This is a genomic window from Streptomyces sp. HSS9-12 (genome assembly GCF_054963655.1).
On the sequence record NZ_JBUEGC010000046.1, the window covers coordinates 12,855 to 33,735 of the forward strand.

At 71.6% G+C, this 20,881-nt stretch carries 19 protein-coding genes, 1 pseudogene and 1 riboswitch; of the genes and pseudogenes, 10 read left to right on the forward strand and 10 right to left on the reverse strand.

Going from position 1 to position 20,881, the window contains the following annotated elements:
- Positions 1–200: 200 nt before the first annotated feature.
- Positions 201–1,451, reverse strand: coding sequence for a prenyltransferase/squalene oxidase repeat-containing protein (locus ACY34J_RS22325; protein ID WP_462728366.1), 1,251 nt, complete (start codon positions 1,449–1,451; stop codon positions 201–203).
- Positions 1,452–1,595: 144 nt separating this feature from the next.
- Positions 1,596–1,751, reverse strand: a riboswitch (cobalamin riboswitch).
- Positions 1,752–2,179: 428 nt separating this feature from the next.
- The gene (locus ACY34J_RS22330; RefSeq protein WP_462728365.1) at positions 2,180–2,785 is read right to left on the reverse strand and encodes a TetR family transcriptional regulator; all 606 of its coding nucleotides are present in this window, start codon (positions 2,783–2,785) and stop codon (positions 2,180–2,182) included.
- A 220-nt stretch (positions 2,786–3,005) separates the two neighbouring features.
- On the opposite strand from ACY34J_RS22330, the gene ACY34J_RS22335 reads away from it, so the two are divergent.
- Genes ACY34J_RS22335 through ACY34J_RS22345 form a run of 3 tightly spaced genes read left to right on the forward strand, consistent with a single transcriptional unit; the run spans position 3,006 to position 6,202 of the window.
- Entirely contained in the window at positions 3,006–4,337 is a 1,332-nt protein-coding gene (locus ACY34J_RS22335) for a glycosyltransferase family 4 protein (protein WP_462728364.1), read from the forward strand.
- Between the two features lie 60 nt (positions 4,338–4,397).
- Positions 4,398–5,129, forward strand: coding sequence for a class I SAM-dependent methyltransferase (locus ACY34J_RS22340; protein WP_462728363.1), 732 nt, complete (start codon positions 4,398–4,400; stop codon positions 5,127–5,129).
- The gene (locus ACY34J_RS22345) at positions 5,126–6,202 is read left to right on the forward strand and encodes a prenyltransferase/squalene oxidase repeat-containing protein (RefSeq protein WP_462728362.1); all 1,077 of its coding nucleotides are present in this window, start codon (positions 5,126–5,128) and stop codon (positions 6,200–6,202) included. Before ACY34J_RS22340 ends, ACY34J_RS22345 begins: the two co-directional genes overlap by 4 nt.
- 17 nt (positions 6,203–6,219) lie before the next feature.
- Here the strand turns inward: ACY34J_RS22345 and ACY34J_RS22350 are convergent, their stop codons facing one another.
- The gene (locus ACY34J_RS22350; protein ID WP_462728361.1) at positions 6,220–6,510 is read right to left on the reverse strand and encodes a hypothetical protein; all 291 of its coding nucleotides are present in this window, start codon (positions 6,508–6,510) and stop codon (positions 6,220–6,222) included.
- Positions 6,511–6,560: 50 nt separating this feature from the next.
- On the opposite strand from ACY34J_RS22350, the gene ACY34J_RS22355 reads away from it, so the two are divergent.
- Positions 6,561–7,352 (forward strand): maleylpyruvate isomerase N-terminal domain-containing protein, encoded by a 792-nt coding sequence (locus ACY34J_RS22355; protein ID WP_462728360.1) that lies wholly within the window; start codon positions 6,561–6,563, stop codon positions 7,350–7,352.
- A 202-nt stretch (positions 7,353–7,554) separates the two neighbouring features.
- Here the strand turns inward: ACY34J_RS22355 and ACY34J_RS22360 are convergent, their stop codons facing one another.
- Positions 7,555–8,853, reverse strand: coding sequence for an MFS transporter (locus ACY34J_RS22360; protein WP_462728359.1), 1,299 nt, complete (start codon positions 8,851–8,853; stop codon positions 7,555–7,557).
- Positions 8,854–8,988: 135 nt separating this feature from the next.
- Here ACY34J_RS22360 and ACY34J_RS22365 point away from each other — a divergent pair, with 135 nt between their 5' ends.
- Entirely contained in the window at positions 8,989–9,768 is a 780-nt protein-coding gene (locus tag ACY34J_RS22365) for a hypothetical protein (protein WP_462728358.1), read from the forward strand.
- A gap of 162 nt (positions 9,769–9,930) precedes the next feature.
- On the opposite strand, the gene ACY34J_RS22370 is transcribed toward ACY34J_RS22365, so the two are convergent.
- The 3 genes from ACY34J_RS22370 to ACY34J_RS22380 all read right to left on the reverse strand — a co-directional run bounded on the left by ACY34J_RS22370 (position 9,931) and on the right by ACY34J_RS22380 (position 12,686).
- Positions 9,931–10,776, reverse strand: a complete 846-nt coding sequence (locus tag ACY34J_RS22370) for a hypothetical protein (RefSeq protein WP_462728357.1) — start codon at positions 10,774–10,776, stop codon at positions 9,931–9,933.
- Positions 10,777–10,917: 141 nt separating this feature from the next.
- Positions 10,918–11,832 (reverse strand): N-acetylmuramoyl-L-alanine amidase, encoded by a 915-nt coding sequence (locus tag ACY34J_RS22375; RefSeq protein WP_462728356.1) that lies wholly within the window; start codon positions 11,830–11,832, stop codon positions 10,918–10,920.
- A gap of 194 nt (positions 11,833–12,026) precedes the next feature.
- The gene (locus tag ACY34J_RS22380; protein WP_462728355.1) at positions 12,027–12,686 is read right to left on the reverse strand and encodes a class I SAM-dependent methyltransferase; all 660 of its coding nucleotides are present in this window, start codon (positions 12,684–12,686) and stop codon (positions 12,027–12,029) included.
- 525 nt (positions 12,687–13,211) lie between these two features.
- On the opposite strand from ACY34J_RS22380, the gene ACY34J_RS22385 reads away from it, so the two are divergent.
- Together ACY34J_RS22385 and ACY34J_RS22390 are read left to right on the forward strand one after the other, a co-directional pair.
- Positions 13,212–14,084, forward strand: coding sequence for a MaoC/PaaZ C-terminal domain-containing protein (locus ACY34J_RS22385; RefSeq protein ID WP_462728354.1), 873 nt, complete (start codon positions 13,212–13,214; stop codon positions 14,082–14,084).
- 132 nt (positions 14,085–14,216) lie between these two features.
- Positions 14,217–14,438: pseudogene (locus ACY34J_RS22390) on the forward strand (short chain dehydrogenase); the annotation flags it as partial.
- Between the two features lie 69 nt (positions 14,439–14,507).
- Here ACY34J_RS22390 and ACY34J_RS22395 read toward each other — a convergent pair.
- Together ACY34J_RS22395 and ACY34J_RS22400 are read right to left on the reverse strand one after the other, a co-directional pair.
- Complete coding sequence (locus ACY34J_RS22395; RefSeq protein ID WP_462728353.1) at positions 14,508–14,669, reverse strand: hypothetical protein; 162 nt, start codon at positions 14,667–14,669, stop codon at positions 14,508–14,510.
- Positions 14,670–15,180: 511 nt separating this feature from the next.
- On the reverse strand, positions 15,181–16,356 hold the full coding sequence (locus ACY34J_RS22400; protein ID WP_462728352.1) for a hypothetical protein: 1,176 nt from the start codon (positions 16,354–16,356) through the stop codon (positions 15,181–15,183).
- 277 nt (positions 16,357–16,633) lie between these two features.
- Here ACY34J_RS22400 and ACY34J_RS22405 point away from each other — a divergent pair, with 277 nt between their 5' ends.
- Genes ACY34J_RS22405 through ACY34J_RS22415 form a run of 3 tightly spaced genes read left to right on the forward strand, consistent with a single transcriptional unit; the run spans position 16,634 to position 19,515 of the window.
- On the forward strand, positions 16,634–17,485 hold the full coding sequence (locus ACY34J_RS22405) for a Nif3-like dinuclear metal center hexameric protein (RefSeq protein WP_462728351.1): 852 nt from the start codon (positions 16,634–16,636) through the stop codon (positions 17,483–17,485).
- A gap of 29 nt (positions 17,486–17,514) precedes the next feature.
- Positions 17,515–18,258, forward strand: coding sequence for a zinc ribbon domain-containing protein (locus ACY34J_RS22410; RefSeq protein WP_462728379.1), 744 nt, complete (start codon positions 17,515–17,517; stop codon positions 18,256–18,258).
- Positions 18,259–18,261: 3 nt separating this feature from the next.
- Positions 18,262–19,515, forward strand: a complete 1,254-nt coding sequence (locus tag ACY34J_RS22415) for a bifunctional RNase H/acid phosphatase (protein WP_462728350.1) — start codon at positions 18,262–18,264, stop codon at positions 19,513–19,515.
- Here ACY34J_RS22415 and ACY34J_RS22420 read toward each other — a convergent pair.
- A complete protein-coding gene (locus ACY34J_RS22420) occupies positions 19,503–20,858 on the reverse strand; it encodes a glycosyl hydrolase family 28-related protein (protein ID WP_462728349.1) in 1,356 nt (451 codons plus the stop codon). The genes ACY34J_RS22415 and ACY34J_RS22420 overlap by 13 nt on opposite strands.
- Positions 20,859–20,881 lie beyond the last annotated feature (23 nt).

Below are 20,881 nucleotides of genomic sequence, written 5' to 3' on the forward strand. Positions count from 1 at the left end.
GATGGCGAGGCCGGTGGCGCAGGCCGCGACGGCGACCGCGCCGTGGAGTCCCCGGCCGGCCCGGCGGTCGCCGGGGCTGCCGGCCCGTCGCCCCTCCGCGTTGGCGACCGTCGGCGAGGCCCCGTGACGAAGGGCGGCCGGCTGCCCGCCCCCCTTCGCCGTAGACCGCCGAGCGGTGTAACGCTCCCGCTCCGTCATCGCTACTTCCTGCGGCCGCTGATGAGGATGCCGATGCCGATGCCCGCGACAAGGCCCACGCCGACGATCCACCACACCGCCGTACCGTTGCCCTCATCGGCGGCGTTCCGCTCCGGGCCCGCCTGCCCGGCGGCGTGCTCGGCGGCCGGCTTCGGGCCCGTGGCGTTCAGCTGCCGCACCAGGTCGGTGCCACCGAAGTCGCGCGGGTCGGCGCCGGTCGCGTGGACGGCCAGGACCAGCTGGGCGAGGGCGGCGGGGTCGCCCTGCGACCACCGTGCGGAGTTCTTCTCCAGCCACCGCAGCGGCTTCTCGGCCGCCTCGCGGTGCCCGCCCGCGGCGAGCGCGAGGACGGCGTCGGCGGTGTTGCCGTAGTCGGGCTGGTTCTTGGCGCCCGGCATTGCCGACATCAGGTGCCGGCCGCTCCTCTCCAGCGCCTTGGCGAGGTACGCGGCCCCGCCCTGCGCCGCGTCGTCCGGCTCGCGCGCGTCCTTGGCATCGGAGGCACCGCAGTCGATCGGCTTGACCGCCTCGTCCGTGCCCTTGTCCAGCGGCTCCACCGCCAGGCCCTTGCCGAGGCCGGCGAGGGCCGCGGCCGCCGTCGCGTCGGCGTTGGCGGTGAGCTTGCCGCCCTTGGGCTGGTAGGCGAACGCGCCCTGCTCGCCCGCCTTCTCATCGCAGCCGAGCTGGAAGCCGACCAGCGCGTCGTACGCCGACTTGCCCTTCTGGGACTTCACGTCCTCCGGCTTTCGGCCCGCCGCGACGAGGGCGCCGATGACGACCGACGTCGAGTTGGCGTCGCTCGGGCTGCCCGGGTTGTAGCCCCAGCCGCCGTCCTGGTTCTGCACGGTCTTCAGCCAGTCCACCGACTTCGACACGGCGCTCGCATGGCCGCCGAGCGCGGCCAGTGCCTGTACGGCCACCGCGGTCGCGTTGCTGTCGACCGGCGTCTTCGCGTCGCACTCCTCCGTGGGGTCCGCCCGGTACGCGGCGAAGCCGCCCGAGGAGCACTGCTGCCCGGCGAGCCAGTCCACGGCCTTCTTCGCCGGGGTCACACCCACCGTGTCCTGCGCGAGCAGGGCCACCGACTGCCGCCACACCCCGTCGTACGTGGGGTCCTTCGTGCCGTACAGGCCCGAGGGGAGCTTCGGGGCGGCGGAGGGGGAGGGCGACGCGTCGGCGATCGCGGTCGGGGCGGCAACCGCACAGAGCACGGCCGACGCGGCGAGGGCCGCGGCGCTGCGGCGTACGTTCATAGCGGTGGTGCCTCTCGATGTGTCGCGGTGGTGAGGGATACGGGGGCAGGGCACGGCCGTTCCCTCACGCGTTCGTCGCGCGATGGCACCGGGCTCGCCTTCCGCACTCCTCGACGGTGCCGCTGCCGGTGGTACCGGCGGCGGGAGCCTTCGTCGTCTCCGGTCGGGTGCTCCGGCTCGCCCCGGTCGATGCGTACGCGGGTACGCCCTGGGCTCACGGTTGCGGGTCAGCGCCGGATTTGCACCGGCTTCCCCCGATCGGACACGGATGCAGTTGTCGCCGGACAGCTTAACCGGGCACGCTGACGCGCCCTGATGGCGGGCGGGCGTGAACGATGGGGCGGGCAGGGATGCGGTGGGCGGCGGTGGCCGCCGCGCGCTGTGCTTTCGTGGGCGGTGCAGTGGGCGGAGGTGTTGGCCTGGCGCTCGCTGGCAGCGTGCGGCCAGGGCCCGGGCGCCGCCGCGAAGGCAGGCCCCCGGGGAGGCGTGATGGGCCCGCCGGGAGACGCGGAGGCGGGTCGCCGTGCCCGTGGCGGATTTCCGCGGCGGGGTTTCTGCCGGCGCAGTCGTGGGCGAGTGGGTAGCGGCCGGCCGTTGGCTGTGGGTGAGCAGGGGCGCACGGGTGGCTGCCCGCCGGGAGAGGCGGAGGCGGGTCGCCGTGCCCACGGCGGGTCTCATCCGCCGCGATACGAGGCATGCGGGGCAAAACCCGGGCGCGGAACGCCCGGTCAGGACGGCGTTGTGACGTCGATCAGGCGGCAGACCGTTTCGATGTCGATCTTCACCTGGGCAATGGAGGCCCGCCCGGAGAGCCATGTGATCAGCGCCGAGTGCCACGTGTGCTCGATGACCCGGACCGCCGAGAGCTGCTCGGGGGTCGGCGCCCCGTCCAGCCCCATCGCGTCCAGAATGATCGCGGTCGTCAGCCGCGACACCGTGTCCACCTCGGAGCTCACCGACCGGTCGGCGAAGGTCAGCGCCCGGACCATGGCGTCCGCCAGGTGCGGCTCGCGCTGCATCGCGCGGAACGCCCGCATCAGCGTCTGCGCCACCCGCGCGGACGGCTGCTCCTCGGTCGGTGGGCGCTTGCGCAGCGTCTCGTGCATGTGCTGCAGCTGGTCCTGCATGGTCGCGACCAGCAGATGCACCTTGGAGGGGAAGTAGCGATAGAGCGTGCCGAGGGCGACGTTGGAGAGCTCGGCGACCTCGCGCATCTGGACCGCGTCGAAGCCACCGCGGCTGGCCAGCTGAGCGCTGGCGTGCAGGATGCGCCGACGACGCGCCTCCTGGCGTTCCGTCAGGGGAGGGGAGGACGGCTGGCGCTCTGTCGTCATATGTCCCATTCCGTGACATCCGTGGTCTGCGTCGAAGTTGCGGGGGGTCCGCACAGCATGGCAGGGGCCGTGCCGTGGCGCGAATCACCTGCTCCGCCCCTCCCTGACGGGCTACCTGCGGGTAGATTCGTAGCTCCTTGAGCGATCAAGTCTGAAACTTGTTCTAGATTAGCGCGAGCGATTACGCTCCGGCTGAACTGCTGTGAGAAGGGGGCCGAGAGTGACCGCTGAGGCCATACCGGCAGCCGTGCCTCACTTCCCTGCCGGGGCATCCGCGGCCGAGCGCGGCGCCCCGCTGCGCATTGCGCTGCTGACCTACAAGGGGAACCCGTTCTGCGGGGGCCAAGGCGTCTACGTACGGCACCTGTCCCGCGAGCTCGCCCGGCTCGGCCACACCGTCGAGGTCATCGGCGCCCAGCCGTACCCCGTCCTCGACGCCGGAGTCACCCTCACCAAGCTGCCCAGCCTCGACCTGTACCGCCCGTCGGACCCGTTCCGCACTCCGGGGCGCGACGAGTACCGGGACTGGGTCGACGCCCTGGAGGTCGCCACCATGTGGACCGGCGGCTTCCCGGAGCCGCTGACCTTCAGCCTCCGCGCCCGTCGTCATCTCGCCGCCCGCCGCGGCGCGTTCGACATCATCCACGACAACCAGACCCTCGGCTACGGCCTGCTGGGCCTGGAGCGCCTCGGCTTCCCGCTGGTCACCACCATCCACCACCCGATCACCGTGGACCGCCGGCTGGAGCTGGACGCCGCCGACGGCTGGAAGCGCCGCCTCTCCGTACGCCGCTGGTACGGCTTCACGCGCATGCAGAAGCGGGTGGCACGCCGGCTGCCGTCCGTCCTGACCGTCTCCGGCTCCTCGCGCCAGGAGATCGTCGACCACCTCGGGGTGCGCCAGGACCGCGTCCATGTCGTGCACATCGGCGCGGACACCGAGCTGTTTTCCCCGGACCCGGCGGTTCCGGAAATCCCCGGCCGGATCGTCACCACCTCCAGCGCCGACGTACCGCTCAAGGGCCTGGTCTTCCTCGTCGAGGCGCTGGCCAAGCTGCGCACCGAGAACCCGCGCGCCCACCTCGTCGTCGTGGGCAAACGCGCCGAGGACGGGCCCGTCGCCGCCGCCATCGAGCGCTACGGGCTCGATGGAGCCGTCGAGTTCGTCAAGGGCATCAGCGACCAGGATCTGGTCGACCTGGTGCGCGGCGCGCAGGTCGCCTGCGTGCCCTCCCTCTACGAGGGCTTCTCGCTGCCCGCCGCCGAGGCCATGGCCACCGGTACCCCGCTGGTCGCCACCACCGGCGGCGCCATCCCCGAGGTCGCCGGCCGCGACGGCGAGACCTGCCTGGCCGTACCGCCCGGCGACGCGGGCGCGCTGGCCGCCGCGCTCGGCCGGCTGCTGGACGACGACCAGCTGCGCAGACGGCTCGGCATGGCCGGGCGGGAGCGGGTGCTGCGCCGCTTCACCTGGGAACAGGCCGCCCGCGGTACGGCAGAGCACTACCGCGAGGCCATCGCGATGCGGGCCCGGAGCGCACGCACCGCCTGACCCGGCCTGACAGATACGTCCCTCCGCTCCACCCGACAGCCCCCAGGAAGGCAGATCCCCGTGCTGACCGTGGACTTCTCCCGTTTCCCGCTCGCCCCAGGCGACCGCGTGCTCGATCTGGGCTGCGGCGCGGGCCGTCACGCCTTCGAGTGCTACCGGCGCGGAGCGCAGGTCGTGGCCCTGGACCGCAACGGTGAGGAGATCCGCGAGGTCGCCAAGTGGTTCGCGGCCATGAAGGAGGCCGGCGAGGCGCCGCCGGGCGCCGGCGCCACCGCGATGGAGGGCGACGCGCTGGCTCTGCCCTTCCCCGACGACAGCTTCGATGTCGTGATCATCTCCGAGGTGATGGAGCACATCCCGGACGACAAGGGCGTGCTCGCCGAGATGGTGCGGGTGCTCAAGCCGGGCGGGCGGATCGCGGTGACCGTACCGCGTTACGGGCCGGAGAAGATCTGCTGGGCGCTCTCCGACGCGTACCACGAGGTCGAGGGCGGCCACATCCGCATCTACCGTGCCGACGAGCTGCTGCGGAAGATATGCGAGGCGGGCCTGCGCCCGTACGGCACGCACCACGCGCACGCGCTGCACTCGCCGTACTGGTGGCTCAAGTGCGCCTTCGGCGTCGACAACGACCAGGCCCTGCCGGTGAAGGCGTACCACAAGCTCCTGGTCTGGGACATCATGAAGAAGCCGCTGCTGACCCGGGTTGCCGAGCAGGCCCTGAACCCGCTGATCGGCAAGAGCTTCGTGGCCTACGCGACCAAGCCGCACTTGCCGAAGGGCGAGGCGTGACGAGCCCGGGCCGCACCGAACGCCTTGTCCTGGCCGGCGTGCTGACGGCCGAGCAGGCCGCCGCCACCGTCGCCGGGATCGTGGCCATACAGCGCGAGGACGGTGCCATACCGTGGTTCCGCGGGCACCACCTCGACCCCTGGGACCACGTCGAGGCCGCCATGGCGCTGGACGCGGCGGGCGAACACGCCCGGGCCGAGGCCGCGTACCGGTGGCTCGCCGACCACCAGAATTCCGACGGCTCCTGGTACGCGGCCTACGCGGAGGGGGACCCGGAGAAGGCGACCGACCGCGGCCGGGAGACCAACTTCTGCGCGTACGTGGCCGTTGGCGTCTGGCACCACTACCTCTCCACCGGCGACGACGCCTTCCTGGAGCGGATGTGGCCGACCGTCTACGCGGCCATCGAGTTCGTCCTCGGTCTGCAGCAGCCCGGCGGACAGATCGGCTGGAAGCGGGAGGCCCTCGAGGACGGGAACACCCCCGTCACCGACGCGCTGCTCACCGGCTGCTCCTCGATCTACCAGGCGCTGCGCTGCGCGCTGGCCATCGCCGAGCACCGCGAAGATCCGCAGCCCGACTGGGAGCTGGCCACCGGCTGGCTGGGCCATGCGATCCGCCGCCACCCCGAGCGGTTCCTCGACAAGGACCGCTATTCCATGGACTGGTACTACCCGATCCTCGGCGGAGCCCTGACCGGCCCGGCAGCCAAGGAGCGGCTCGAAGCCCACTGGGACCAATTCGTCGTCCCCGGACTGGGCGTGCGCTGCGTCCTGCCGAACCCGTGGGTCACCGGCGGAGAGAGCGCCGAACTGGCCCTGGCACTCTGGGCGATGGGCGAGTCCGACCGAGCGGTCGGCATCCTCAAGTGGATCCAGCAGCTGCGCGCCGACAACGGCATGTACTGGACGGGGTACGTCTTCGAGGACGACGCGGTCTGGCCGGAGGAGCAGACCTCCTGGACGGCCGGCGCGGTGCTGCTCGCCGTGGCCGCGCTCGGTGGGGACGAAGCGACCACGGCGGTTTTCGGGGGAGAGGGGCTGCCGAGGGGACTCGACCCGGACTGCTGCTGAGGGGTGCGGGTGCCCGGTTATGTCATGCGTCGGATGCGCGTGGCTACGGCGTGCCCGATGAACAGGTACAACACGGCCGGCAGGCCGTAGTTGAGGACCGTCCGCAGCCATGCGGTGTCCATGGTGAACAGGTCGTACGACCATCCGGCCAGCCAGTGGGCGGCGTGCCGGACGAAGGTCACCAGGTCGTTCGCCGGGTTGGCGTCCAGCAGCGACATCAGGATCCACAGGCCGAGGATGACGGCCGCGACATCGGCTACGAGGGCTATGACCGTTGCTGCCTCATTGATTCCACGTCTGGAGGGCATGCCCAACTTATTGCCGTGAGTGCTTTGTGGAAACCCCATAGGGTGATCACATGACGATACTGGGACACGACCGCTACTGCTCGGAAGTGATCGCACAGACAGACCGGTTGAGGGCGGCGATCGCCGGTGCGGACCTTTCCGCGATCGTGCCGACCTGCCCCGAGTGGACGCTGCTGGAGCTCGTCCGGCATGTGGGCAATGCCCACCGCATGGTCGAGACGATCGTCCGGACCAGGGCCACGACGCATACACCGGACCAGGACTCCGGGACCACGCAAGGCCCGGACGGGAGCGATCCGGCCGCGCTCGACGCCTGGCTCGCCGAAGGGGCGGCGACGCTCGCGGCGGCCCTGCGCGAGGCAGGGCCGGACGTCAAGCTCTGGTCGTGGTCGCTTGACGGCAGTTCCGGCCGCTGGGCACGGCGGATGGTCCATGAGACGGTGGTCCATCGGGCGGACGCGGAGCGTACGACGGGCCGTGCGTTCACCGTCGTACCCGAGGTCGCCGTGGACACCATCGAGGAGTGGCTGGAGATCCTCTCCAGTCCGGAAGTCGTCGCCTACAAACCGCAGCTGGCCGAGCTCCGCGGTGCCGGCACGAGCATCCATCTGCACGCCACGGACACCCCCGAAGACCTGGGCGCCGAGTGGTTGATCGAGTTCTCCGACGCGGGCTTCACCTGGCGCCGGGCGCACGCCAAGGCGACGGTCGCGCTGCGCGGTCCGCTGGCGGACGTGCTCCAGGTCTTCTTCCGGCGGCTGCCGGTGGACAGTGGGCGGGTGGATGTCCTCGGCGACGCCAAGCTGCTCGACTTCTGGCTGGAGCGCGCCAGTTTCGGCTGAGCCCCCGGCGTCAACGGGTACGCACAGGTGCCATCCGCCGCCGGCCTGCGCCGGCGGGCGGCGGGCGGCGGGCGGCGGGCGGACAAGGATTCCTGCCGGAAAACCCGGCCCACTGCCGGTGAGAGGGGAGCAGTAGCAGTCGTCACCCAATCCTCCGCGCCGTGTCGCACAGGCCGCCCGCGTTCACCAGCCCTTCGCGTGCTCAGGGTCCCAGACGGCGCCCCTTCCGCGCTGTCGATTCGCTCGTCGGGGTCAGGCAAGTCGGAGGGTTCGTGGACCCGTCACCGGGTGGTTGCGGAAGCACGGCGCGCATTGCGGGAACGGCAAGGACCGCAGCCACCGTCGTGATCTGCCACAGTGCGCCGAAGCCCAGCACTTCGGGTGTGCCGATGAGTACCGACACTGGACCGGCGGCGGCCAGTCCGACAGGCCCGAGGGCGAATGCCCCGAAGGAGTCGTAGGCGCTGACCCGAGCGAGGGCGCCCGGGGGCACTTGGCGCTGCGTAGTGGTCGCGTAGAGGGTGCCGCAGACCGCCGAGCCGATTCCGGCGACCAGTGCGGCCGTGCAGATCCACGGCAGTGACCGGCCGGTGGCGAGGGCAGCGGAGGGCAGCGACCAGCCCAGGGCGGCTGTCGTCGCCACGAACAGCGGACGGCGCGGATGGCGGCCTAGCATGGCCAGGCCGCCGACCACTGCACCAGCTCCGTACAGAGCCATGACCAGGCCCCACGATGCTGCGCCGCCGAGCCGCTGCTGGGCGACGACGGGCCCGAGGACCAGGAACGGCGCCCAGACGAAGAGGTTGAAGAGGCAGCCGTGCACTGAGGTCACCCACAACCAGGTCCGGGAGCGGAACTCCGTCCAGCCGTCCCGGAGGTCCGCCACGAATGACGAAGCGTGCACAGTTGGCAGGGTGGTCCGGGGCAGCAGGAGCAGCGCGAGGATGCTCGCTGCATAGCTGGCGGCGTCCAGGGCGAGTACTGACGACGCGCCGGTTAGCGCGGTCAGGATGCCGGCGAGTACTGGTCCCGCGATGGACGCGATCGAACGGGCGACGCCGAGCAGCGCGTTGGCGTCGGAGAGTGTGTCGTCGTGCGTGATGTGCGGGACGAGGGCGTTGAGGGCCGGGGTGAAGAGGGCCTCCGCCGCACCCCAGAAGGCGACAAGCACGACCAGCGTCGACAGTCCCGGGGTGCCACTGAGGAGGGAGACGGCGAGGCCGGCCTGGGTAACGCAGCGCACTGCGTCCGCGGTCAGCATCACCTGGCGGCTGCCCAGCCGGTCGGTGACGACTCCGCCGACGAGCAGGACGAGGACCAGCGGCAGGATCCGGGCTGCAAGGACGTAGCCCAGTTCCGTACCTCCTCCGCCGGTTTCCAGGACTGCGAAGGACACCGCGATCGAGGCCATTGATGAGCCGAACAGCGAGGTGGCGTAGCCGATGAAGAAGCGGCGGAAGTCGCGTTCGCGGAGTACCGCCAGGCGGAGTTCAAGGGACATGCGCGCAGGTTGCAAGGACCGGGTGACGACACGCTAGACCTGCGGTCGAAAAAACCTGAGTCCAGTCGTATCAAGATAGTCTCTGATGAGCACGCATGAGGCGTTGTTTACTGCGGTTTTCAGGCGGAGGAGATCGTGAGCCACCCTGTGGAGTACGCCGTCGCCGTGGACAGGTTCCTGTCTGCCGCCGCCTTGGGCGCAGGCTCGCGCCGCGTCTACCGGATTGCTCTCACCACCTGGGCCTGGGCAGTGGTGGACCGCACTCCGCCGGTGGGCGAAGGACGTCGCAACGCCGCACCCCCAGCGGTTCCTCTGGCCCTGCTGGACACCCCGCATGCCGCAGCCCGGCTACGCGACGCGTTCGCCGTGCGATCTGCGGCCGTCGGCGCCCGTACCGCCAACCGTGAACTGTCGGTACTCGCCGGTGCGTTGAACTGGTGGCGGGAGCAGGGTTGGCTCACTGGCGATCCCGTGGCGGGTTTGCGGCGCCTGCCCGTCGCGAAACGGTCAGGCGCGGAGTCACGGCTCGACGCGAGACAGGCCCGAGCTGTCCTGGAGTTGCCCGCCCCGCTGCGTGAGCAGGCGTTCTGGCATCTGCTGTACGAGTCCGGGGGGACGATCGAGCGCGTCCTCGCCCTCGACGTCGACGACCTGGACCTCCCCGGTCGCCGTGCCCGGGAGCGCAGCGACTCTCCGCTGCGCTGGGGCGAGGGCACAGCCGAGCTGCTCTCGCTGCTCACCCTCGGACGCGTCAGCGGGCCGCTGTTCATGACAAGTCGTGGGCGGCTGTCCTACCGCCGCGCTGCAGAGGTCTTCACTGCCGCCACCAGCCCACTCGATGCCCATGGGCGCGGGTGGACGCTTCGCCAACTGTCGGCCGCGGGCCAGCATGAGACGCCGGCTATTGTCCCGTAACCGGCTGGCGGTGTGCCGCCTGGCAAAGGTTACGACCAAGGGGGAGCTGCTACGGGATCAGATAGGACTGATGGCCCGTCGGTGGGCACGGCAACGGCCCCCCGCCCGTTTTGCGTGGAGGGCGAGGGGCCGTCGGGTTCGGCGATGTGTGAGTGCGGCGGCTCAGCCGCGCTGGATGCCGCTGGTGTCCTGCAGGACGCCGCGGCGGCCGTCCTGGGTCTGGGCGACGAGCGCCTGGCCGCGCTGGTCGACCGCGAGGTACCAGGTGCCGGGCGCCAGCTCGGCGACCGGCGTCGGTGAGCCGTCCTCGGCGTACAGCGGCCGGTTGACGGGCACCGCGAACCAGAACGGCGCGAAGTCCCCGCCGGGCGCCCGGCCCTGATGGCCGCCCTGGGCCGCGGCCGCCGGACCGGGCCGGCCGCCGTACGGCTGCTGACCCGGGTGCCCGTGCTGTCCGTGCTGGCCAGGCTGCATACCGTACGGGGACGTGGCGCCCTGCTGGCCGGGGTAGCCGTACCCCGAGGCCTGGCCGGCGCCGTACGGGGACGCGGCCTGCGGGCGCGGCTCGGGCAGCAGCGGGGCCTTCAGGGCCGGAACCTGCGCACCGAGCACAACGCCCGCCGCGAGCGCGAGGGCGGCCAACGTTCCGAGGATCTGGCCGACGCCGGGGCTCCCGCCATCGTGGGACAAAGTCCCGAAGAACGTCCACAGCGCACTCCAGGCGGCGAACACACCGAGCGCGGTGCCCCACTGGTCGAGGCCGAGTCCGACCAGCTTGCGGCCCTCGGGCTGGAAGCGGTTCGCCACGATCAGCCCCGCGGCGATCAGGCCGGCGAGAAAGATCGCGGGCAGCACCGGGAAGATGTCCGAGTTCCACGCGCTGGGAATGGCGTTGTCGTTGCAGAACTGGCCGCTGCAGTCGTAGAAATCGAGGAACGAGGCGATGAACAGCAACACCGCTGCTCCGATCACCACGCCATCGCCTCGAGTGAGGGAGCGGATGTTCACGTAAAGTCCTTTGTCAGTCTCGTCGGTGCCGTCGTCACTGTCGCCGGTACGCGCGGGGCATGGCGCGGATGTGGCCACCCATCGTACGGATGAATCTATCGGTCGGCGGCGGCGGGTGTACGTCTGCCGCGGATGTCCGTGTCAACCCTTGGACGTCAGGAATTGCTCGATTCCGCCCGCGATGCCCTTGGCGGCGCGGCCGCGCCAGGCGGCGTTGGTGAGCTGGGCGGCGTCCTTCGGGTCACGCATGTTGCCGCACTCGATGAACACCTTGGGAACCGTGGAGAGGTTGAGTCCGCCGAGGTCGTGGCGCACCTTCAGGCCGGTGCCGCCGCCAACGTAGTTGGCGGGGTGGCTGCCGGTGGCGCGGGCGAAGCTCGTGGCGATCCGCTCGCCCAGGGAGCGGGACGGACCGACGATGGCGGAGGTGTCGGCCGGGCCGGCGTTTACGGACGCCGGGAGGAGGACGTGGAAGCCGCGGTTGCCGACCGCAGAGCCGTCCGCGTGGACGGAGACGACCGCATCCGCGTGGGCCCGGTTACCGATCCGCGCACGCTCGTCCACGCAGGGTCCGTACGGCCGGTCGCCGTCCTGGGTGAGGGCCACCTTGGCGCCTCGCTTTTCGAGGAGGGCGCGGAGGCGGCGTGAGACGTCGAGGGTGAAGGATGCCTCGGTGTATCCGGAGGAGGTGGACGCGCCGGCCGTATCGCATTCCTTGCGATTCGTTCCGATATCCACCTCGCGGGAGATCTCCCGGACATGGTCGTGGTTGTGGGGGTTGTGGCCGGGGTCGATGACGATCACCTTGCCGGCGAGCGGGTCCCGGGGAGGGGGCCGGCTGGGCGTGGCTGAGCCGGGCGCCGGTGCGTCGCTCGCGGACGAGCCGGGCGCCGGCGGCTTGTCGCTCGTCGGGCTCGATCCGCCGGTCGGCTGCCAGGCCAGCCAGCCGATGAAGCAGGCCGGCAGCAGGGCCGACACCACGACGGTGACGGTGGCGGTACGGCCCGGGCGGCCCGGGGCCGACTCCGGGATGGGGGGAGGGCTGCCGTTCGACACGTTGCGTGATGCTAGTGCCGCGTCAGCCAGGGTTTGCCCCGCTGGCCGCCCTGGCACGGCCATCTGCTGCGTTGCCCGATCGACCGAGCAGGCCCACTACGAGGCCGATCGGGCGCCTTGCAGCTGACCGCACCAGGTCACCTCGCTACCGGGCAAACCCCGGCTGACGCGGCACTAGCGGGCGGTGGCTCCGGTCAGATGCCGGGCGCCGTGCGGCGCAGCACATGGAGGGAGCGGGTGGCGGAGATCTCGGTGAACGCGCCGGACTCCAGCGCCCGCCGGTAGATCCGGTACGGTGCCTGGCCGCCCTCGGCCGGGTCGGCGAACACGTCGTGGATGACCAGGAGGCCGTCGGCGGCGACATGCGGGGCCCAGCCCTCGTAGTCGGCACTCGCGTGCTCGTCCGTGTGGCCGCCGTCGATGAAGACAAGGCCGAGTGCCTTGCCCCACAAGGTCGCGACCTGGGGCGATCGGCCGACGACGGCGATGACGTGGTCCTCCAGGCCGGCCTTGTAGAGGGTGCGCCGGAAGGTGGGCAGGGTGTCCATCCGGCCGACCCCGGGATCGGAGTCGACCACGGCCGGGTCGTGGTACTCCCAGCCGGGCTGCTGCTCCTCCGAGCCGCGGTGGTGGTCGACGGTGACGGCGATGGTGCCGGCGGCCCGTGCGGCGGCGGCGAGGAGGATGGTCGAGCGGCCGCAGTACGTGCCGACCTCGAGGAGGGGCAGGCCAAGGCGCGCCGCCTCGGTCGCGGCGGCGTACAGGGCCAGGCCCTCGTCGGCCGGCATGAAGCCCTTGGCCGCCTCGAAGGCGGCGAGCGTGGCCGGATCGAGGGTCTGCGGCTCGGTGCCCATGGGTCTGGTGTCCTCCTGGTGGTGCGGGCCGGCGCGGCAGCCCGCACATGCGCTCTGAGACGTGTTTCTCCCGGTCGTCGTGTGCGGGCGGGAGAACTCCCCGGCGCGGAGCACCGGTGCCGCCGTCATGGTGCCTGATGGGCCGGTGCACGGCGCAGCCGGGGTTACCGATCGGTTAGTGCTGTGGCCGGGGGTCGGTTAGCGGCCGGGCTGCACGGTAACGCGCCTCAGAGCAGCCCTGCCGGCGGGCTGCCCGGACCGCCTCCATGCGGTTGCGGGTGCCCGTCGGCTGGGACACATGTCATGGGTGCCCGGAGCGCTCCCTGCCGAAGACTCACACTCCTGACACTATGTCAGACCCTTCACAAGCGCCGGAGGGTGCGTTATACATGGGGCCGTCGGCCTAGAACGCGTTCTAAAACCGTTCGCGCCGGCCCCCAAACGACCCCGGCGCGACTGACGGTGCGGACAGCCGTGCCGGGGTCTTTCATCCGCACCCCACCGTGGCGAAGGAGCACCACCCCGATGCCCATCGACGTCGCCAAGGCCCTCTCGGCCGAGCCCCGCAGCACTGACCTCTCCTGGGACCACAAGGACATCCAGCTCTACCACCTCGGCATCGGCGCCGGCGCGAACCCGGACCGGGAAAGCCCCGCCACCGACCCCGACGAGCTGCGCTACACCCTGGAGAGCAAGCTCCATGTCCTGCCCAGCTTCGCGACCGTCGCGGGCGGCGCCCTCGCCGCGGCCGACGGGCTGTTCGCACCCGGCGTCGACGTGGACCTCACCGCCGTCCTGCACGGCGGGCAGCGCATCGACCTGCACCGCCCCATCCCGGTGAAGGGCCGGGCCGTCCAGACCTCCCGGATCGCCGCGGTGTACGACAAGGGCAAGGCCGCCGTCATCGTGCTGCGCTCCGACGCCGCCGACGACGATGGCCCGCTGTGGACCAGCGACACCCAGATCTTCGTACGCGGCGAGGGCGGCTTCGGCGGCGAGCGCGGCCCCTCCGAGCGCCTCGAAGTCCCCGAGCGCGACCCGGACTGGACGGTTCAGCGCCCGATCCGCGAGGACCAGGCCCTCCTCTACCGGCTCTCCGGCGACTGGAACCCGCTGCACGCCGACCCCGAGTTCGCCAAGCTCGCGGGCTTCGACAAGCCGATCCTGCACGGCCTGTGCAGCTACGGCGTCACCCTCAAGGCCGTCGTCGACACCGCGCTGGGCGGCGACGTCACCCGCGTCCGCTCCTGCACCACCCGCTTCGCCGGTGTCGTCTTCCCCGGCGAGACCCTGCGGATCCGGATGTGGCGGGACGAGGGCCGCATCCAGCTCTCGGTGAGTGCCGTCGAGCGCGACGACGCACCGGTCCTCGCCGACACGGTGGTCGAGCACTCCTGACACCGCCGTCCACCGGCGGCCTCGGGAGCCCCGCGAGGCCACTGTCCCCGCCCCCCGCCCCGTTGTTGGAGGCAGCCCACCGTGCGCGCAGCCGTACAGCACGAGACAGGACAGGACAAGCTCGAAGTCCGCGCCTCGCCCGCCGCGGCGCGGGTCAACGGCCAGGTCTTCGTGGTGCACGGCGGGATGGTCGCGCTCGTCGAACGGCCGCGGGTGGCCGCCCGGTTCGACACGGCCAAGGAGGTGTTCAGCCACGACGAACTCGACGGGCTGCTCACCCCGTACTTCGCGGAGCGGCCGGCGGGCGAGAGCTTCGCGGCGGTGGAGGTGCTGGGCCTCAAACGGGGGGCCTGACACAACGGCTGTGGCCGCCACGAAGTTCGCCTCGTGGCGGCCACGGCCGGATCGGAACTGCCGACCGGCTCAGGACTCCTGCTGCGGGGTGGGACGGCGGTGCCGCCCGTGCGCACGGCCCTGCGCGTCCTCGACGGCAGCTGGGCCCCGGTGCTTGCCCGGGCCTGTTGCGGCCTGGGCGGACGCTCCCTGCGGGCGTGCCTGGGTCGTGTCGGTTCGGGCTTCGGACATGTGGGAAGTCACCCCGTTGATGTGTCGCTTCCTGCTGTGCGCGTAGGGCTCCGCAGCGCGGAAACAGGAGGTCAGATTCGGTCGATTGAACGCAAACACCCGTGGTCGAACGTGACTTGCGGGTAACCGTCGGTGCCCGCCCGGAACAGCTGGGTAGCCCTCGTCCGAGTCTAACCAGGACGATGATCGCCGAGCCACCGGGTTGCCCGCCGGCGACGTGAGAGGCCCGTGGAGATCTTGTACGCCCACGCCGACCGACTCATACCGGCAGCCGCCATCGCCGGTGAGGGAACCATGTCGAAGGCGGGGGGCGGGTGGGCGTCCGGGACGTCAACGCATATCCGCAGCCGCCGACGAGACGTGAGGGGACCGGGGGTCGTTGGGGTTCCCCATGCCGAAGGCCAGCGGCGGGTGGGGGTCGTGGACGTAACAGCGGATTCAGGGCCGCCAGGCCCGAGAGTGCGCAGTCCAGGACCCCCACCCCGGAGGGCCCGGGCCCCGTCCCGGACCGCTACCGCGTCCGCGCCATGGGCGCCTGCTGCAGCGGCACGGGCCGCAGCGGCAACGTCCGCTCCACCTCCGGCTCCTCAAGCGCCTCCGGCACAGGCGCCTGCGCGGACTCCTGCGCCAACACCCCCGCCGGCGGCGGTTCCGGCACCGTAACCCGAGCCACCCCGCAGGGAACCTCCGCCGTCGCGTACGGCAACCGCAGTTCACCCCCGGCCGTCCACACACCCGCCCCCGCCAGCCACCCCTCAGGCGCCGGCAGCTGCCGCATCTGCCGTCCGCACGGCCGCCATACCCCCACCCAGCTCCCCGCCGGCCCGTCGATCCGCAGCGCCACCGCGCAGTTCTCCGGGGTCAGCACCTGCCCCGGCTGCACCGCGAACGGCATCACGGCCGCGTCCGGCAGCCGTACGCACTCCGGGAACCGCACCGGCCGCGAACTGCCCAGCACACCCCACCCCAGCCGGTCGTGACCGGGCGCGTCGGACCGTACGAGCAGCAGCCCGCTGTCGGGTTCGGCCAGCAGCAGACGGTCGTTGCTGTCCTCGGTGATCTGCAGCAGCGGGCTGATCTCCGCGCCGCAGCCCAGGTTCACCACCACGGCCTTCGTAAGGCCGCCGAGCTCCTGGTCCACGGCGAGCAGCCGGCCCGTACGGTCCAGCCAGGCGCCGCCGGAGCAGCGGCCCGGCAGGTCGGCGATGTGCTCAGGGCCAAACGGCATCTGGCCCGCGGCATGCGGGGCGAAGTCCCCGCCGGCGTGCACCCGCCACAGTGCGGTGGTCCGCTCGCCGGGCGCGAGGGCGTACACGGCGGAGCTGTCCCGGGCGGGCGGCAGCAGGGTGAGCTGGTCGCACTCGGCCGTGCCGAGCGGAAGCTCACCGGTGCCCGGACCGGTCGGGTACAGCAGGGCGAACGCGTGCCGGTCCGCCACCCGCCGGTGGATCAGCACCCGCCCGTCGGCGAGCGGTAGCACCTCGCTGTCCGGTGCCTCGGGCCGGCCGCCCGGCAGGGGGACCGCGTACGGCTCGGGGCCGTCCAGCGTCCAGCGCTCGGGGAACCAGCTGTCGTGCTCCGCGCCGAGCACCAGCCGCGCCGCATACGATCCGTCGGCGGCGATCGTCAACGGCGCAGGTCGTGCGGTGCCGCCATCCGCGGCGATCTCGATAGCACAGGCCGTCATCGGGTGGTCACCTCCGGCTATCGAAGCTAGTTTTCGTACTTCCTGCCGAACAACGCGAGATGAACCACTTCACACATAAGGGTGGCTGTTCCGGGATTCCTGGGTTGCCGTCGGGCCACCTGTGCTCCAGTCAGCGTGCTCGACGCCCCAGGGCACCGTGCTCGACGCCCCTGAGCACCCTGCTCAGCGCTCCGGCCGGCAGGCTCGACGGCCCGCGGGATGCCTGGTCAAGCAGCGGCAACGCGGAGGGGCACGGGTGGGAGGTAACCTCTCACCCGTGCCCGCACTGTCTGAAGTCATCGCCGAGCTCGACGCCCTCTGGCCCCCGGAGCGGGCCGAGGAGTGGGACGCCGTCGGGACGGTCTGCGGAGACCCGGACGCGCAGGTGCAGCGCGTCCTGTTCGCCGTCGACCCCGTGCAGGAGGTCGCCGACGAGGCGGTGAAGCTCGGCGCGGACCTGCTGATCACCCACCACCCGCTCTATCTGCGCGGTACCACGACCGTCGCGGCCTCCACCTTCAAGGGCCGTGTCGTGCACACCCTCATCAAGAACGACATCGCGCTGTACGCCGCGCACACCAACGCCGACCGCGCGGACCCCGGCGTCTCCGACGCCCTCGCCGGCGCGCTCGATCTGCGGATCACCGGCCCGCTCGTACCGGACCCGACCGACCCGGCGGGCCGCCGCGGCCTCGGCCGGATCTGCGAACTGGACCAGCCCATGACGCTCGGCGCGTTCGCCGAGCGCGCGGCGGCGAGGCTGCCGCGCACCGCGACCGGCCTGCGCGTCGCCGGCGACCCCGCGCGCACCATCCGTACGGTCGCCGTCTGCGGCGGCTCCGGTGACAGCCTCTTCGACGAGGTGCGCCGCGCGGGCGTGGACGCGTACGTCACCGCCGACCTGCGCCACCACCCCGCCTCCGAGGCCCAGCAGCACAGCGACCTGGCCCTGGTGGACGCCGCGCACTGGGCCACCGAGTGGCCCTGGCTCGAGCAGGCCGCGGCCGAACTCGACGAGATCTCCGACCGGTACGACTGGAGGCTGCGTACCCACATCTCCCGTACGGTCACCGACCCATGGACCGCCCACGCGGCGTCCCCGCCCGAACCTACGGCCCAACCGGCCTGACCGCCCTCGACCACCCCTGGAGCCCCGAACTGAACGCCGCGCCCGCCGACCAGATCCGACTGCTCGACGTCCAGGCCCTCGACGTCCGCCTCTCGCAGCTCGCGCACAAGCGGAGAAACCTGCCCGAGCACGCGGAGATCGACACCCTGAACGCCGACCTGGCGCAGCTGCGCGACCTGCTGGTCGCCGCCCAGACCGAGGAGAGCGACACCGCCCGCGAGCAGGTGAAGGCGGAGCAGGACGTCGACCAGGTGCGCCAGCGTGCCGCCCGTGACCAGCAGCGGCTCGACTCCGGAGCCGTGACCTCCCCGAAGGACCTGGAGAACCTGCAGCATGAGATCGCCTCGCTCGCCAAGCGGCAGGGCGACCTGGAGGACATCGTCCTGGAAGTGATGGAGCGCCGGGAGTCCGCGCAGGAGCGGGTCGCCGAGCTGACCGGGCGGGTGGAGTCCGTCCAGGCCAAGGTGGATGACGCGGTGGCGCGGCGGGACGCGGCGCTGACGGAGCTGGATGCCGAGACCGCGGCCGTCACCAAGGAGCGCGAGGTCGTGGCCGCTTCGGTCCCGGCCGACCTGCTGAAGCTCTACGAGAAGCTGCGGGTGCAGCAGGGTGGCATCGGTGCGGCCCGGCTCTACCAGCGGCGCTGCGAGGGCTGCCGCCAGGAGCTCGCCATCACCGAGCTGAACGAGCTGCGGGACGCGGACCCGGACGCGGTCGTGCGGTGCGAGAACTGCCGCCGCATCCTGGTCCGTACGCCCGAATCGGGGCTGTAAGCGATGCCGCGACGTCTCGTCGTCGAGGCGGACGGGGGCTCCCGGGGCAACCCGGGGCCCGCGGGTTACGGCGCCGTGGTCCGGGACGCGGCGACCGGGGAACCCCTGGTCGAGACAGCTGAGTACATCGGCACGGCCACCAACAACGTGGCCGAGTACAAGGGGCTGATCGCGGGGCTGCGCACCGCGCACGACCTGGACCCCGAGGCCGAGGTCGAGGTCCGGGTGGACTCCAAGCTCGTCGTCGAGCAGATGTCGGGCCGCTGGAAGATCAAGCACCCGGACATGCGGCCGCTGGCGGCGGAGGCGAAGTCGATCTTCCCGCCTGGGCGGGTGAGGTACCGCTGGGTCCCGCGCGAGCAGAACCAGCAGGCGGACCGGCTCGCGAACGAGGCGATGGACGCGGGGAAGCGCGGGCAGCAGTGGCAGTCGGGGGCCGCCGTCACGGACGCCGCCGCTGCTGCGAACATCGCGCGAGCCTCCGATACGGCCACCCTGTCCGGCCCGGCCGGTGCCGCGGTGCTGGAAGCGCAGCCGCCGGCGGAACGGGAGCCGCTGGACCAGCCGAAGGCCGCGCCCTCCCCCAGCTACCGCTGGGAGGTGCCCCCACGCTGGGCAGCGCCCGCCGACCTCGGCGCGCCGACCACCTTGGTGCTGATGCGGCACGGGGAGACCGCGCTGACCCCGCAGAAGCGATTCTCCGGCAGCGGCGGATCCGACCGCGAGCTGTCGCCGGCCGGCCTGCTCCAGGCCGAGGCCGCCGCTGCGGCGCTCGCCGCGCGCGGCACCATCCAGGCGATCGTCAGCTCGCCACTGCGCCGCTGCCGGGAGACGGCGGAGGTGGTCGCAGCCCGGCTGGGGCTCGATGTACGGGTCGACCCGGGGCTGCGCGAAACCGACTTCGGGGCCTGGGAGGGCCTGACCTTCGCGGAGGTACGGGAGCGCTACCCGGACGACCTGGAAGCCTGGTTGTCCTCGGCGAAGGCCGCGCCGACGGGCGGCGGTGAGAGCTTCGCGGCGGTCGCCCGCCGGGTCGCGCTCTCCCGCGACAAGCTCCTCGCCCGCTACGCGGGTCGTACGGTGCTGCTCGTCACCCATGTCACGCCGATCAAAACCCTGGTCCGGCTGGCGCTGGGAGCGCCGCCGGAGTCGCTGTTCCGCATGGAGCTGTCGGCGGCCTCACTGTCGGCGGTGGCGTACTACGCGGACGGCAACACCTCGTTGCGGCTGCTCAACGACACAGGTCATCTGCGGTAGCGGTCGGTGGCCGACGGCCGGGGGCCCTCCGGGACCGGTGCCGGGTTGGGCGCGGGGCTGGGGAGGGGGGCGCGCGGTCCCGGGCGAGTGCGGTGCCGGTCGTCGACGCAGTCGATGAACCGCGCGAAGCGGCGCGGGTCCGCGCCTCCCGACACCAGGAAGTTCTTCTCCTCCTGACTTCTCATCAGACACATGTCATAGCGGGCGACCACGGGAATGTCCTCGACCGGCCCGGACGGCCGGAACTCATGCCTGCCGACCAATTGACAGGAGTCATAGCGGACCAGGGGGCCGCGTGCCCCGACCGTGTACCGGTGCGGGCGGACGTCCCGGGAGAAGGCACTGAACGCGAAGGCGCTGTCGTCGCAGTCGCTGAAGTGGACGGTACCGCTGCCCCAGGCGCAGTCGATGACCAGCACATCAGGATCGCGAACCTCGAACCGGATGTCCTGGGCGTGGAAGCGCTGCACGGAGTCGGCGTGCTGTGCGCGGGGGAAGCGGAAGAAGGCGCTGGTCATGCCGTACTCCGCGGTGTCCTCCGGGCGTCGCCCGGTGATGATGTAGGACCCGCCGCGGCAGGTGACCGACCCGCCGTAGGGGAACTCCAGGAAGTTGCCCCACTCGAATTCGACCTTCATGTCGTTGAACCAGTAGTTGAGGAACTGGTCCTGCTGGCCGCGGTTCAGCGATCGTTGTGACAGCCCGGAGTACAAGAACGCCTTGCGATAGGCGCCGCCGACGCGGCACGCTTCCCAGCGCATCTCCGAGTTGGTGTTGCTGCCGTCCAGCGCCAGCCCGTACTCCCACTCGCCCATCCACTCGCATTCGGAGAACCGGTAGTCCTGGGCCCACCCGGTCGAGTACGAGTAGAAGAAGGATGCGCCCGGCGTGGCCGACCGGAAATGGATCTGCTCAAATTTCACGTTGGCCCAGGTGTCGTCGTTGCGGCACAAATAGGAGCCCCGGCCCACGTTCGGCTCGAAGACGATTTGGGTCATGCGTTTACCGGCCCCGCGGAAGCGCAGTCCGTTCGCCGGGTGCTTGGGCGTACTGCCGTTCAGCAGCGCATGCGGGCGGGTGATGAGAAAGGTGCCTGCCGGGATGTCGATCACCGTGTGACCAACCCCGTTCCTGACCCGGGCCGCCGCATGCGCGTAGGCGCGTTCGAAAGCCGCGCTGTCATCGGTCCGCCCGTCCCCCTCGGCCCCGCAATCCGCGACGACATCCACCACGAATGCCGCCACACGGTGGTCGCGGATCCGCGTAACCGGCACACGGTCCTCGAGTTCGTACTGCGGCTGTCCGGATCCCTCCAGTGAGGTGGAGCTCTTGTTCAGCACCATCCCGCCCACCAGGGCCGCTGCCC